The 12,395-nt window shown below is 44.8% G+C and carries 18 protein-coding genes and 1 pseudogene; 13 read left to right on the top strand and 6 right to left on the bottom strand.

Features of this window, described 5'->3' with window-relative positions:
- Nucleotides 1–78 precede the first annotated feature (78 nt).
- The 4 genes from ANME2D_RS10100 to ANME2D_RS10085 form a co-directional block, all read right to left on the bottom strand.
- Entirely contained in the window at nucleotides 79–288 is a 210-nt protein-coding gene (locus ANME2D_RS10100) for a hypothetical protein (RefSeq protein ID WP_048091299.1), read from the bottom strand.
- A gap of 121 nt (nucleotides 289–409) precedes the next feature.
- Nucleotides 410–886 (bottom strand): DUF1579 family protein, encoded by a 477-nt coding sequence (locus ANME2D_RS10095; RefSeq protein WP_048091297.1) that lies wholly within the window; start codon nucleotides 884–886, stop codon nucleotides 410–412.
- Between the two features lie 47 nt (nucleotides 887–933).
- Nucleotides 934–1,419, bottom strand: a complete 486-nt coding sequence (locus ANME2D_RS10090) for an SRPBCC family protein (RefSeq protein WP_048091295.1) — start codon at nucleotides 1,417–1,419, stop codon at nucleotides 934–936.
- 18 nt (nucleotides 1,420–1,437) lie between these two features.
- Nucleotides 1,438–2,190, bottom strand: a complete 753-nt coding sequence (locus ANME2D_RS10085) for an alpha/beta fold hydrolase (RefSeq protein WP_198527405.1) — start codon at nucleotides 2,188–2,190, stop codon at nucleotides 1,438–1,440.
- 330 nt (nucleotides 2,191–2,520) lie between these two features.
- Here ANME2D_RS10085 and ANME2D_RS10080 point away from each other — a divergent pair, with 330 nt between their 5' ends.
- The 4 genes and pseudogenes from ANME2D_RS10080 (at nucleotide 2,521) to ANME2D_RS10070 (ending at nucleotide 4,800) form a co-directional block, all read left to right on the top strand.
- Nucleotides 2,521–3,075, top strand: a complete 555-nt coding sequence (locus ANME2D_RS10080) for an SgcJ/EcaC family oxidoreductase (protein WP_198527404.1) — start codon at nucleotides 2,521–2,523, stop codon at nucleotides 3,073–3,075.
- A 27-nt stretch (nucleotides 3,076–3,102) separates the two neighbouring features.
- Entirely contained in the window at nucleotides 3,103–3,561 is a 459-nt protein-coding gene (locus ANME2D_RS10075; RefSeq protein WP_048091289.1) for an anthrone oxygenase family protein, read from the top strand.
- Nucleotides 3,562–3,571: 10 nt separating this feature from the next.
- Nucleotides 3,572–3,724: pseudogene (locus ANME2D_RS19040) on the top strand (putative glycolipid-binding domain-containing protein); the annotation flags it as partial.
- 470 nt (nucleotides 3,725–4,194) lie between these two features.
- Nucleotides 4,195–4,800: a class I SAM-dependent methyltransferase gene (locus tag ANME2D_RS10070; RefSeq protein WP_048091833.1), complete on the top strand. Its 606-nt coding sequence runs from the start codon at nucleotides 4,195–4,197 to the stop codon at nucleotides 4,798–4,800.
- Between the two features lie 109 nt (nucleotides 4,801–4,909).
- Here ANME2D_RS10070 and ANME2D_RS18030 read toward each other — a convergent pair whose 3' ends face one another.
- Together ANME2D_RS18030 and ANME2D_RS10065 are read right to left on the bottom strand one after the other, a co-directional pair.
- On the bottom strand, nucleotides 4,910–5,077 hold the full coding sequence (locus ANME2D_RS18030) for a hypothetical protein (RefSeq protein ID WP_157834061.1): 168 nt from the start codon (nucleotides 5,075–5,077) through the stop codon (nucleotides 4,910–4,912).
- The gene (locus tag ANME2D_RS10065; RefSeq protein WP_048091287.1) at nucleotides 5,074–5,253 is read right to left on the bottom strand and encodes a hypothetical protein; all 180 of its coding nucleotides are present in this window, start codon (nucleotides 5,251–5,253) and stop codon (nucleotides 5,074–5,076) included. Before ANME2D_RS10065 ends, ANME2D_RS18030 begins: the two co-directional genes overlap by 4 nt.
- A 305-nt stretch (nucleotides 5,254–5,558) precedes the next feature.
- On the opposite strand from ANME2D_RS10065, the gene ANME2D_RS10060 reads away from it, so the two are divergent.
- The 9 genes from ANME2D_RS10060 to pstA all read left to right on the top strand — a co-directional run bounded on the left by ANME2D_RS10060 (nucleotide 5,559) and on the right by pstA (nucleotide 12,393).
- The gene (locus tag ANME2D_RS10060) at nucleotides 5,559–6,455 is read left to right on the top strand and encodes a PHP domain-containing protein (RefSeq protein WP_048091285.1); all 897 of its coding nucleotides are present in this window, start codon (nucleotides 5,559–5,561) and stop codon (nucleotides 6,453–6,455) included.
- A 10-nt stretch (nucleotides 6,456–6,465) separates the two neighbouring features.
- Nucleotides 6,466–7,302, top strand: a complete 837-nt coding sequence (locus ANME2D_RS10055; protein ID WP_052368794.1) for a hypothetical protein — start codon at nucleotides 6,466–6,468, stop codon at nucleotides 7,300–7,302.
- A 66-nt stretch (nucleotides 7,303–7,368) separates the two neighbouring features.
- Nucleotides 7,369–7,527, top strand: coding sequence for a hypothetical protein (locus ANME2D_RS18025; RefSeq protein ID WP_157834060.1), 159 nt, complete (start codon nucleotides 7,369–7,371; stop codon nucleotides 7,525–7,527).
- Between the two features lie 96 nt (nucleotides 7,528–7,623).
- On the top strand, nucleotides 7,624–8,031 hold the full coding sequence (locus ANME2D_RS10050) for a phosphate-starvation-inducible PsiE family protein (RefSeq protein ID WP_048091283.1): 408 nt from the start codon (nucleotides 7,624–7,626) through the stop codon (nucleotides 8,029–8,031).
- Nucleotides 8,032–8,205: 174 nt separating this feature from the next.
- Nucleotides 8,206–9,096: a sugar phosphate isomerase/epimerase family protein gene (locus ANME2D_RS10045; protein ID WP_048091281.1), complete on the top strand. Its 891-nt coding sequence runs from the start codon at nucleotides 8,206–8,208 to the stop codon at nucleotides 9,094–9,096.
- 26 nt (nucleotides 9,097–9,122) lie between these two features.
- Nucleotides 9,123–9,401: a hypothetical protein gene (locus ANME2D_RS10040; RefSeq protein WP_048091279.1), complete on the top strand. Its 279-nt coding sequence runs from the start codon at nucleotides 9,123–9,125 to the stop codon at nucleotides 9,399–9,401.
- Nucleotides 9,402–9,618: 217 nt separating this feature from the next.
- A complete protein-coding gene (locus ANME2D_RS10035; protein WP_048091277.1) occupies nucleotides 9,619–10,542 on the top strand; it encodes a PstS family phosphate ABC transporter substrate-binding protein in 924 nt (307 codons plus the stop codon).
- Between the two features lie 52 nt (nucleotides 10,543–10,594).
- Nucleotides 10,595–11,554: a phosphate ABC transporter permease subunit PstC gene (gene pstC / locus ANME2D_RS10030; protein WP_241763354.1), complete on the top strand. Its 960-nt coding sequence runs from the start codon at nucleotides 10,595–10,597 to the stop codon at nucleotides 11,552–11,554.
- Nucleotides 11,551–12,393, top strand: coding sequence for a phosphate ABC transporter permease PstA (gene pstA / locus ANME2D_RS10025; protein ID WP_048091275.1), 843 nt, complete (start codon nucleotides 11,551–11,553; stop codon nucleotides 12,391–12,393). Before pstC ends, pstA begins: the two co-directional genes overlap by 4 nt.
- Nucleotides 12,394–12,395 lie beyond the last annotated feature (2 nt).

Genomic DNA, 12,395 nt, shown 5'->3' with positions numbered 1-12,395 from the left:
TTATCGGGATTGATGTACTGAACATGTCCATGAGTTGAAGTTGTCATGATTCGAATTCTCCTGTTATGTATATTTTCCTCATTCAAGCTCTTCCAGGGTTTTTGAAATAGCGAACTTGGGGATATTGTTCATTCTGTCAGCAAAAGCATTTCTTTCTGGCATGGCCCCAGCCTCGTCTTCCCAATGTTGGCGATAGCACATCGTGCCGTCCACCAGGATGACCGCCAGTCCCTTGTCAGTTTTATCATATGCAATTGAGGTGCCGTCTTTTGATATTACTTGTGACATATCCTTCTCCCTTCAAGAGCTGACTTTGGACAACAATATCAGAACTTGACTGCGCATTAACAGTCACACCAGCAACGATCTCGAATCGGTTCCTAAAAGAGGAAAAGACTGGAGAGAACATCTACCTCACCCGAGTCCCGACAAAGTCGTACGCTACGTTTCCGGGGCCCTCCTTGCCCGGGTTCGGCCTCCAACCGCCCGAGAAGGTATTGTCGTCCTCGCTGATTTTACCCGTCATCCTGGCCCCTCCACCGAAATCCGTCGTGATCGTTACGTCTTTGCCCCGAACATCATATCGGTATGGAATCGGGACCCCCGCCAGATTGGAATAGACAAGTGAAGGGAAGGTATCGCTCGACGGGTCATAGCCGATGAGTTCCAGGCTCTGGATTTTCATGCCCATAAAGTCAGCCTCGAAGCTCTGTTTTAGAAAGAATCCGCCCGGTAGCCACTCAAAAGTAGTCCGTGCAGATACGTTGTCGACTTTAGAGTCAAGCGTACGACCTTTTATATTCCAAGTGCCAACAAATTTTTCCAGGCGCTTGAGCGCGGGATCAGGTTTAGGTGGCTGCTGTGCGTTCGAGTTGTTGCCTGACAAAATGATTCCCCCTTAAAACTGATTACTATATTTTTATTAACTATTCACTACTTTAAGCTTTCTGCCATCTTATCGAGGCATTGCTCCAAGCCGGCTTCGGATAAGTCGAATATTTGATCCGATGTATAGTCATATTCCGTGACAGTCATCTCCGTCTTTCCGCCTTTGGCTTTCAAGGTTACAACAGAACGCACATCCTGAGGGAAATCCGGAGGCATGCTCGCCTTGACAGGGTCGATCCTCTTGCCGTCTTTGTCGGCCAAGTTTTGGATGAATTCTGTCTGCTGCATCGGCACGATTTTCCGGTATTCCCAGGTGTTGTAGATGTCTTTGCCCTCTGGTGAACGCATGCAGATAAGAGATGCTCCACCCTCACGAAAATCAATCTTGGCAAGCGGTGAAGTAAAGCCTTTCGGTCCCCACCAGCGCATCATGCGCTCCGACTCCGTCCATGCCTTCCAAACCCGCTTGACTGATGCGTCAAAGACGCGGGTAATAATGAGGTTCTTTTTCTGAATGCTTTTTATGTTCATGTTCCTCACCTCTATAGATTAATCAAGAAACTCTGTAATCATCGGCACTAACCAATCAGTACGTTCTATCACGCCAACGTGTGTGGTGCCGGGAAGCACCGCAAGTCGAGACTGTGGAAGACCATCAACATCTCCGAATACCCCACCACCGAGCAATTTAAACATCTCAACCGCACTTTCGGGAGGAACACCATCGGAATCTCCAATAACAATCAGGGTAGGCGCCTTGATTGACCGAAACTCCTCAGGTGTTCTGCCGATATATTCCAAGTCAAGCTTCTTCACTTTTTCAACTAATGTCGCCCAGCCGTCCGGATTTGGCGCAACTTCGGCATACGCTTCCGGCAATCCTGAACCGGTGAACACTTCGGGTGTGATATGCTCAATTGTCGCATACACTTCAGGATACCAACCATCTCTCTTATATGGTGACGAAATAACCACCAGCTTACGTACGAGATCTGAATGGCGGATGCCGAGCTCCACGGCAACGGTGCCACCCATGCTATATCCCAAAATATCAGCCTTCTCGATCCCCAGTTGTCGAAGGAGTTCCGCCGTATCATCAGCCATCTGCTCAAAGCTCAGCGGGCGATCAATGTCTTCCGTGTGTCCATGTCCCTGCAGCTCAACAGCGATAACTTGCCGGTTCTTGGCAAGAGTCGGCAGCATCTTTCCGAAATTGAGATTGATCGTCATATACGCTCCATGAAGCAAAACCAGCGGCTCACCTTCACCGTGAACTTCGTAATACATATTGAGGCCGTTCACGTCGGCATAACCGCTCTTCACCGGTGTATTGCGTAGTCCGAAAACCGCAAAGAGAGATAAGCAATATTACGCCCAACGAAATGATGATTAATTTTTTCATTTTTTGGTAGCCTACAAAGATACTGGTTAACCCGATTTTCATTTATTTCCCCATACTAGAAGTGTTATTAGTAAGTTAATAAATGTATCCCAGGTTTAAATGATGCTAACTTTACAGCTCAGATTTAAGTAATTTTAAATACCATCGCACCCTACTTCCTATTACGAGGAGTTAGTAATAGTTGATCCATTGGGAAGAGTTTAGAAGATTTAAAAACATATGAACAGAATGTGAGAAAACTTTTGGGGAAACCGAGGCAGTTCAGGAACAAGCCTTTAGATAACTCGCTTAAGGAGGAATGCATTATGAGTTTACAAACATCTCGACCACAAACATCGAATCCCGCTGATGAGGCTGCCATCCGAGCCCTTTATCAGCAACAGCTGGACGGATGGAACAGGGGCGATGGCGATGCCTTTGCTGCTCCGTACACCGAGGATGCCGATTTTATCGGGTTCGATGGCACTCATCTCAAGGGGCGCCGGGAAATCGCTTCGTTCCATCAGATGCTCTTTGACAAGTATCTCAGAGGCAGCCGTCTTGTGGGGAAGGTCAGAAGCGTGCGTTTCCTGACACCCGACGTTGCTATCATGCATGCAGTTGGCGGGACAGTTATGCCCGGGCGGTCAGACCTTGAGCCAGACCGAAACTCAATCCATACTATTGTTGCCATAAAACGCAATGCTGAATGGCGCTTCACTGCTTTTCAAAATAGCAGGGCTCAGTTTGTGGGAAGACCGGAGTTAGCCCAGCAGCTGACTGAAGAGCTTCGGCAGTTACTGTAAGAACCAAAGAATAAGGGGGACAGACAAATGACGCAATACATCACAGAGATCTTGTTGTGGCTGTTTGTCATCAACCTCGGCATTGCGTTCGGCGCCGGGCTTTATGAAGCCAGAATTATTGTCCCCCAGTGGGTCAGCTCTCCGTCCACATATCGCTGGCCTGATACAGGGCCGAAATTCTGGGCTTTCGTAACAACGGTACCACTTACTCTGCTCACAATAGCTAATCTGGTAGCTGTCTGGCAGGCCCAGGGTGCAATGCGTGCATGGTGGCTGGGTGCGGTCGCGGCTGTTGTCGTGGAGAGGATCATGACTTTCATGTACTTCATTCCCACAGGTCTCAAACTGCAGCGCCGCGATGAGACCATTTCCGAATCGAAACTCAAGGCCATGACGTCGCAGTGGGCGCATCTGAACTACGTGCGCCTAGCCATCGATCTGGCAGCATGGGTGGCAGCGCTGAAGGCGTTCTCGATGCAGAGTTAGTCTTGATCTTAACTTTAGCCCGTCCACAAACCTGCTTCCGATTCGCCGCCTAGGTCTGGCCATTGGCCAGGAGGCAAAGGTACAGGCGGCCTGGCTTCGCTTCCCAAGTTTCACCCTCGAGCATGGACCTGCTGTCGGACACTACCTGATACGCCTGGTATGAAAAAGTTCAACTCGCTCGATCAGCTCTACCGCCGCACTGATGTAGCGACCTATCGGTACGAGAGTGCGGGCGGAAGGTTCGTCGCCGAACTCCAAGTTAGCCCAGCGGGTTTCATCACAGATTATCAGAAATATCGTATCTTAGATTCCGATGTGGTTCAGCTAATATAAAACAACGAACTGGTACGAACTCGATACGAACTCGGGCTGATGAGTTCGTTTAAGTTCGTTTTGAGTTCGTTGTTAATCGTCTTTTTCATGTTCATTTATGAACAGCGTTCATAGCAGACTCCGCGAAGACCGAGCGCTGCATAGCCTACTGTAATGCCTGATTTCAACTGTTCAATAGCTTTTGACATTTATCCTCCCTGGAAACTAACCATCACCGTCATACTCTTTGAGCCTTCATTATTTATACGTTCCGCTTCATATGTTCATTATGATATCCGCAATATTTTGGAGTTTTTATCCATGGTATTGATAGAACATTTGGAAAGTCATGATTTTTTCGATTCCGCATACGAGGGTATTCCACCGTGGGACATCGGGCGTCCCCAGAAAGAATTCATCCGGCTTGTGGAGGAAGGGGAAATAAGAGGAAGAGTGCTTGATGTGGGTTGTGGAACAGGAGAGAACGCATTGTATCTTGCCAGTCTGGGTTTTGAAGTATGGGGCATAGATGCTGCACCATCTGCCATCAAGAAAGCAAAAGAGAAAGCCAAAAAACGTGGAATAACTGTAAACTTTCTCGTTTCCGATGCTCTTAAACTTCAATTACTTCAGAATAAGTTCGATACTGTGATCGACTGCGGCCTGTTCCATGTATTCCCGGATGAGGAACGCCCAATTTTCGCTGCAAGTCTATCTTCTGTACTTTATCCTGGCGGTAAGTATTTCATGCTCTGTTTCAGTGAGCATGAGCCGGGATCTTATGGGCCAAGGAGAGTAACTCAGGCTGAGATACGGGCAACATTCAGCAAAGGTTGGAAGATTGATTATATCAGGGAAGCGGAGCTTGAAACAACGTTTGGTGCAGAGGGCGTGAAGGCATGGCTGTCCTCCATCGCTCGTCTGTAGATGCCGCTTGATGACATACATATATGAATCCCAAACCATCACATGGATAAGAAAGCAATAAACTTTTGTGACTATTACAATGCAAGGTTTCAGTTATTGACGTATATGACTAAGAGCCTGTCTTCAGCGCCATCTGAAGTATTTCAAGCGGATCGGAAATACCCAGATAATGAACCATTACGGGTATAGCCACAAAAGTCCCGACTATACTGCCGAGACTGGCAAGACCCGCTACAAGTATTATGCGAAAAAGGTTATTCTGCATTAATTCTTTCATTGTTTCAGTTTCTCAAAAAAGGACATTTTATTCCAGAAGCGCTCGAGCGTGACCTGGAAATCCCTGTCGATAAGCGCAACATGCGCCCCGGTTTTCTCGGCTTTTTCAATGGCAGACAGCATTTCGGTACCAGGCTTGGTACCCTGATCTGCGCCGATTTTTTTCTGTAACTTCATTGACCTCGGCTACGCTCCTGTCAGAAACGTGAGCGGTTCCGACCAGGATAATTCTACCACTGCCAGAGGAGGCAGGATTCCTGTAACTTATTGCAGAAGCTATATTATTCATGTCATTTCAATACTTCTTTTATTTCATGGCTTTTAATTCTACTTTTAACTATATACTCTAAATAATATTTATAGAATTAGACTATAGAATATATAGACTTTTTATTTTATCTTGATACAATAACTCAAAACTCTATATAGATTATATATTTTATCAAGTTATCTTTATTTTCTCAATGCAATAATTGTACTGCATGGAAGCAATAAACCAGGAAAACCAGCAGGGTATAGCAGACATACATACTCATACCAGGTGTTCGGGCTTCGGGAGATATTCGTTTCTCCATTTCCCTGAATCCGTTACTGAGCCCGCCAAAGCAGTCGAGGCTGCCCGAAGAAAAAAACTTGATGTCCTGTGCATAACAGACCATAATACAATCCGGGGCGCCATCATCGCTAAAAAATGCGCAGCGGGCATCGACGTTGTAATTGGCGAAGAAATATCAAGCGCAGATGGTGAAATCCTAGCATTGTTTATCCAGGAAGAAATCAAACCCATGCTTGGCGCGCCTGAGACTATAGACCTTATACACGACCAGGGAGGTGTTGCCGTAGCAGCTCATCCTTTCAGCCCGCATTGTCCATCTCTCGGAAAGAAGATATGCTATTTAAAACTGGATGGCGTGGAAGTATTTAATGCATACCATCGTGATGCCTACTCTAATTTAATGGCACAGACCTTCTCTCCCGGAAAACTGGCAAGGCTGGGGAGCAGCGACGCCCATTCAATAGCTATGATAGGTAACGGGTACACGATTTTTGAGGGGAGAACTTCCGAGGAACTTCGCAGATCCATCCTTAAAAGAAAAACCTCCTTCGGCGGAAGCAGAACTCCCCTGTCAGAATGCATGTCATGGAGCAGGGAAGTAGCAGTGGAAAGCATCAAGATGATATATAATTCCCTGAAGGGCGAGAAAAGCCAGGACATATTGTACTCGGCAATAGATAAAACCACAAAAAAGACAAAAGCCCTTGGGTTGATAGGTGCCGGACTGTATATCGGGTTACAGCTGTCGTATTTTTTCGGAGTATCGGGAGATATCATCCTGAACGTCAAAGGTAAAAGAAAATGGATTGAGAACACGGATTGAGTGCTGAAATATGGCGCATGTGTTTATAAGTCCGCTTAGCTGGGGATTGGGTCATGCCGCCCGGGTTACCCCGATAATCAGAGAACTGCTAGGTCACGGTCATGAGGTAACCATTGCAACTAGCGGCGGTGCACTTGAAATGTTGAAAAAAGAGTTCCCCGGTTGTCACTTTATCTTCTTCCAGGACTATCCAGCTCCATATAGTTCAACGAGATTTTTTTTGCCAAAATTTACTCTGAGCATTCCGAATTTAACAAAGGCACTCTCCGATGAAAAGAAAATTACTAATCGCCTGCTATCAAACAATAAGTACGACATGGTGATAAGTGATAGCCGCCTCGGTGTGTATTCAGATAAAATTCCTTCTTTTTTTATATCGCACCAGCTACGCTTCAGCCTTCCTTATTACATTAAACCTGTTGAAACGTTTTCCTTGTATATTAATGAATATTTCCATAAAAAATTCGAGCGTGTAATCATTTCAGATAATAACCCTAATACTGTTTGTCTTAGTGGGAAGTTATGTCACTCAACGCGGAGAACGACGAACATGAAGGCATACTATACGGGGATTCTATGTCCTTCTCACAAAATGAATGTACCCGAAGACCTTGATTTCCTGATCAGTATTTCAGGTCCTGAACCTCAGCGAAGCAAGCTTGAGGAAATACTGCTGTGTCAGGTGCAGAAGCTCCCTGGTGAAAAGATGGTGCTTCTCGGACGTCCTCACGACAATTTTGAAAAAAAGCTTGACAGAAATGAAAGAGACGGAGGAAATTTTAGAAAAAATGTTACCCTGTGGGGCAAAACGTCACTCACCCAAAGAGGAATTTCAGGAAATGGGTAAAGAGGATAAGGAGCTGTATATATTCATGCGCGGCGGGTTTACTGCCAAGTAAAGTGGGCTGAGATCATGAATGCACTTGATATCCTCGTATATATTTGTGAAAAAAGAGAGGAGTTTATAGCAAAGGGATTTAATGCGCAGGATGCCTTAACAAAAGCAAAGCATGCGATAGCTGAGGAATACCATATATGCTCTGCATCAATAACCAAACTGATTACCTCGTGATAAAGCAGAGTAAAGAATGAGAATGCAAAGCCTTAACAAAATCGAAATTCTTCTGATAGTTCTTCTGATCTTACTTGCTCTTATGATGGTATTTAAATGATAGACCATGCAAAATTTTTCAAAAAGATCACTGATTCCATTGTTACCGTTATCCTGTATGTACTGCTACTTGCGCTCATAGCAGGTATGCTGCGGATTTTACTGGACATGCGCTTTGTTGCGGTTGACTCAATTGAAGGAGGCTTTCACAAAATAGTTACAAATGTTCTCACGCTTTTTATTGTAATCGAGTTTTTCAAGACCTTTGCTGACTATTCCAGACACGAGAGAATCAAGCTCACCCTGATAACCGATGCCACGATTTTAATTGTCATGCGCGAGATTACGGTCGGGCTTTACTCAAGGTCATTTGGATATGAGACGGTATTCTCACTTTCGGCGCTGCTGCTGGTGCTTGGAGTGATAAGGGTTCTGGCTGTCAGGTACTCGCCAGAGAAGGTTTGAGTTCAGAAATCAATTTCTTTATTCAATAATATCCCTGGTTTCTCTAAATTTTTCAATTGATCTTTCATCACTGGAATGCCCCATTAAATAAATCGCATAGATTTTACTGATTTTCTATAGTATATAGAAATTATTTGGAAAAAGTATATAGAATATATACTCCAATTTAAATCTATGGAAAAATGTCCAAAAATAGGCATCAACTCCCTAAAAATAAGAGAATTTGGAGGAATAATCGACGCCAGTGAAGTTGAGATTATTGAACTGGGTCTGGATGAGAATTTTTTAGAAGAGGAAAAAGAGAAAGAACTATTATCAAAAGCTACAGAGCTTATTTCTGCTTTTGGTGTTGGATTTACGATCCATGCTCCACACAGCGACTCTGAAATCGAGAGAATAAGAGTAGATTTCTCAACGAATGACAGGAAAAATTTTGCTGTTATGGAAAAGGTCCTCAAGATCGCAGCAAAAATAGAAGTGAGATACATAGTTATACATCCGGGCAATCTGACAGACTCAAGAAAATGCCGGAATCTGAGCATTATTAATTTAATTCGCCTATCTGCTCTTGCGGAGGAATATGGCGCCACTCTTCTCTTAGAGAACCTGTTTGACAGGGCTGGAAGAAATAAAATTGGCGTGCTTCCGGGGGAAATTTTGTATATAATCGAGGCGGTAGGTTCAGAGCATTTGAAGATAAATCTGGACATCGGCCATGCATTTATTACTTCCAATGCCTATGGGGTATCTCTGGATGATTATTTTGAACTGGGTGAATACATAAACCAGTTCCATCTGCACGATAACTTCGGTATTATGAAACCAGAAGAATCAATGTTTTGGGACCGCCACCTTCCTCTAGGACTTGGAAAGATAAATTTCAGGGAAGTATTTAAAAATATCCGAAAGACCGATGCAAGAAATTTGATCCTTGAACTTAAAAATTCAGGTAAAGAGGATACCCTGAAAAGCCTTGCACAGATCAGAGAATTTACTAAGGGATTACAGTGGTTAACGCCTGTAATAGCATATTATCCAGAACAGACTGTTGAATCTGCTCGTTAGAATTTCAGCCTAAAAGAGGAAGTACTATGAGTCTTACGTACGGGAAACTCATGTTTAACCAAGAAACTGAAAGGATTCTAATCTATTTAAATAATAGACTCAGTAATGTCACGCTGCAGGAAATCAGGCTAAAGCCTCTGAACAACGGCATAGTTCATGTTACGGGAGATATATCAGATTTCAAAATAGGAGACCGAATAAATATAGCTTCAGAAAAGCTCATAGTTAGCGGTAGAATAATCGGCAGAGACGAACAGAATAATATCCTGTTCACCTCTATAGAGATTGCATTTATAAGAGGATGAAACTCATGACAGAACTTTCGTATGTTTTAAATTGCTTCACAGCCTTCATTTCAGCTACAGCAAGTTGCTGTGCTTTTAAATAAATCAAATTGCCCCCTGCAAAACACAGAATTTTAATTTTTTTACGCTATTTTTACTGATTTTCTATAGTATCTATAGATTCTTGTGAGAAGATATATAATATCTGGTGATAAATCCGCTGCCGGTGATAACAAGTATGAATCGATTTAAAATAACTATAATTCTGATTCTTGCAGGCGTGTTCTTAGCCGGATGCATAGACAGGCCTGCTGATACTATCTCCTCCCAGCTCTCTGGTACCATTAAGGCAGACGGCTCAAGCACGGTATTTCCCATAAGCGAAGCCGTGGGGGAGGAGTTCCAGAATAGATATCCCGATACAAGGGTCACAGTAGGTATCAGCGGTACAGGCGGTGGTTTTAAGAAGTTCTGCCCGGGAGAGACGGATATAAGCGATGCCTCAAGACCAATAAAGGATACTGAAAAAGAACTCTGTGCCAAGAACGGCATAACCTATGAGGAATTCAAAGTCGCCTTCGATGGACTCTCCGTGATGGTAAACCCCCAGAATACATGGGTGGATTATCTTACAGTAGACGAGCTCAAGAAGATATGGGAGCCCGGCAGCACTGTGAAGACATGGAAGGACGTGCGCTCCGAATGGCCCGATGAGAAGATAATCCTTGTAGGGGCAGATACTGATTCAGGTACTTTTGATTACTTCACTGAGGCAATAGTGGGCGAGGAGAAAGCCAGCAGGTCTGATTACACTGCAAGTGCGGATGATAATATCCTCGTTCAGGCTATTGCAGGAGAGAAAAATGCTCTCGGATACTTTGGCTATGCATACTATGTTGAAAATCCCGGCAAGCTGAAGCTGGTAGCAATAGATGGCGGTAAAGGACCAGTTCTTCCATCTGAGCAGACAATCAATGACGGCACCTATAACCCACTATCAAGACCGCTGTTCATTTATGTCAATAAAGAATCCCTGAAGCGCCCTGAGGTAAAGGAATTCGTAAAATACTACCTCACCGAGGGAAAGGAGCTTGTATCTCAGGTGGGCTATGTGAAGATGCCTGAATCGGTGTATGAGGAAGGATTGAACAGGCTCGGATAAAAAACGTAAAAAATATAAGCAGAGTGTTCAGTTAGTTCTATGAGGTATAAAGTTGGATAGACTGAGGATACAGAGGGGTCATATACCATATCTCTCTGAATTTTTTCACAGTATAAAGTTAGATAGACTGAGGATGCAGAGAATCAGGGAACTTGCCATCGAGAAAGCTCTCTTTCTCTGCGCCCTTGTCTCGGTTTTAACCACCATAGGGATCGTGCTTGTTCTCATTTTTGAGACCTTATCCTTTTTTGAAGAAGTCCCTATACTTGAGTTTCTCACAGGTACAACCTGGGCACCCACGTACCGCCCCCAGCATTTCGGCGTGCTTCCTCTGATAAACGGCACTATTATGATTGCGGCAGGTGCTGCGGTAATTGCTATTCCTTTAGGCATAGCCAGCTCCGTATACCTCAGCGAATATGCCAGTGCAAAAGTTCGCCAGACAGTGAAACCTGTGCTTGAGATCCTGGCTGGCATACCCACGGTTGTGTATGGTTACTTTGCTATAAGCTTCATAACCCCGCTCATTCGTGAGTTCATACCTGATGCCAATATATTCAATGCCGCATCTGCTTCCATTGTAGTAGGCATAATGATACTGCCAATGGTCTCAAGCTTAAGTGAGGATGCCATGCGTTCGGTGCCGCGAAGCCTGCGCGAAGGTGCGTATGCTTTAGGTTCAACCCGGTTTGATGTATCCACAAAGATTGTAGTCCCGGCTGCACTCTCTGGCATCCTTGCCTCTTTTGTACTTGCCATATCAAGAGCAGTAGGCGAGACTATGGCTGTCACCTTAGCCGCAGGTGCTACACCCAAGATGACGCTGAATTTCTTTGAGAGCATCCAGACCATGACCGCTTACATAGTCCAGGTGAGCCTGGGAGATACGCCCCACGGCAGTATAGAATATCAAACCATATTCGCTGTCGGAATGGTACTTTTTATAATGACGCTGCTCATGAACATTGTAAGCATGTGGATAAAAGAGAGGTACAGGGAGGTGTACTCATGAGGTATATTAAAGGAGAGGCCTTTAAATATCTCTGCATGGCAGCCACGGTAATTGCCCTTATGCTCTTAGCCCTGCTCATGTGGGATGCATGGGATAAAGGCGCAGGCTGGCTCAGCTTGAAATTCCTTAACAGCTTTCCGTCGCGTTTTCCTGAGCAGGCAGGGATAAAATCAGCTCTCTGGGGCTCTATCTGGCTTATGATTCTCACGGCCATAATCTCAATACCTCTTGGTGTAGGCGCTGCAATTTACCTTGAAGAGTATGCAAGGAGAACGTGGCTTACAAGGATAATAGAGATCAATATCTCCAATCTTGCAGGTGTACCCAGCATTGTTTACGGCATTCTTGGTCTTGCCCTGTTTGTCAGGGGATTAATGCTTGGAAGAAGCCTGCTGGCTGGTGCACTCACAATGGCACTCCTTATCCTGCCAATAATTATTATTTCAAGCCAGGAAGCAATTAGAGCAGTGCCTAAATCCATACGCGAGGCCTCATATGCTCTTGGTTCTACAAAATGGCAGACCGTAAGACACCATGTGCTTCCTGCCGCATTGCCAGGAATACTCACAGGCAATATCCTTTCCCTATCAAGAGCCATGGGCGAAGCTGCCCCGCTGATCATGATCGGCGCCCTCACATTCATAGCCTTCACTCCTGCAGGTCCATTTGATCCGTTTACAGCACTGCCCATACAGATATTCAACTGGGCATCAAGACCAAAAGCAGAATTCCAGTTCCTTGCAGCAGCAGGGATTCTAGTGCTCCTTGCACTGCTCCTTGCCATGAATGCTGCTGCCATAATCATACGGAATAAATACCAGAGGTACATTAAGTGGTAATT

The sequence above is a fragment of the Candidatus Methanoperedens nitratireducens genome, assembly GCF_000685155.1.
Classification (GTDB): domain Archaea; phylum Halobacteriota; class Methanosarcinia; order Methanosarcinales; family Methanoperedenaceae; genus Methanoperedens; species Methanoperedens nitratireducens.
This window is presented reverse-complemented; position numbering and strand designations above follow the sequence as displayed.

What these genes read in the sequence shown, in the direction of transcription:
- ANME2D_RS10100 (WP_048091299.1), bottom strand. Translation starts at nt 288, where the DNA reads ATGTCACAAGTAATATCAAAAGACGGCACCTCAATTGCATATGATAAA.
- ANME2D_RS10090 (WP_048091295.1), bottom strand. Translation starts at nt 1,419, where the DNA reads ATGAACATAAAAAGCATTCAGAAAAAGAACCTCATTATTACCCGCGTC.
- ANME2D_RS10075 (WP_048091289.1), top strand. Translation starts at nt 3,103, where the DNA reads ATGACGCAATACATCACAGAGATCTTGTTGTGGCTGTTTGTCATCAAC.
- ANME2D_RS10070 (WP_048091833.1), top strand. Translation starts at nt 4,195, where the DNA reads ATGGTATTGATAGAACATTTGGAAAGTCATGATTTTTTCGATTCCGCA.
- ANME2D_RS18030 (WP_157834061.1), bottom strand. Translation starts at nt 5,077, where the DNA reads ATGAAAGAATTAATGCAGAATAACCTTTTTCGCATAATACTTGTAGCG.
- ANME2D_RS10065 (WP_048091287.1), bottom strand. Translation starts at nt 5,253, where the DNA reads ATGAAGTTACAGAAAAAAATCGGCGCAGATCAGGGTACCAAGCCTGGT.
- ANME2D_RS10060 (WP_048091285.1), top strand. Translation starts at nt 5,559, where the DNA reads ATGGAAGCAATAAACCAGGAAAACCAGCAGGGTATAGCAGACATACAT.
- ANME2D_RS10055 (WP_052368794.1), top strand. Translation starts at nt 6,466, where the DNA reads ATGGCGCATGTGTTTATAAGTCCGCTTAGCTGGGGATTGGGTCATGCC.
- ANME2D_RS18025 (WP_157834060.1), top strand. Translation starts at nt 7,369, where the DNA reads ATGAATGCACTTGATATCCTCGTATATATTTGTGAAAAAAGAGAGGAG.
- ANME2D_RS10050 (WP_048091283.1), top strand. Translation starts at nt 7,624, where the DNA reads ATGATAGACCATGCAAAATTTTTCAAAAAGATCACTGATTCCATTGTT.
- ANME2D_RS10045 (WP_048091281.1), top strand. Translation starts at nt 8,206, where the DNA reads ATGGAAAAATGTCCAAAAATAGGCATCAACTCCCTAAAAATAAGAGAA.
- ANME2D_RS10040 (WP_048091279.1), top strand. Translation starts at nt 9,123, where the DNA reads ATGAGTCTTACGTACGGGAAACTCATGTTTAACCAAGAAACTGAAAGG.
- ANME2D_RS10035 (WP_048091277.1), top strand. Translation starts at nt 9,619, where the DNA reads ATGAATCGATTTAAAATAACTATAATTCTGATTCTTGCAGGCGTGTTC.
- pstA (WP_048091275.1), top strand. Translation starts at nt 11,551, where the DNA reads ATGAGGTATATTAAAGGAGAGGCCTTTAAATATCTCTGCATGGCAGCC.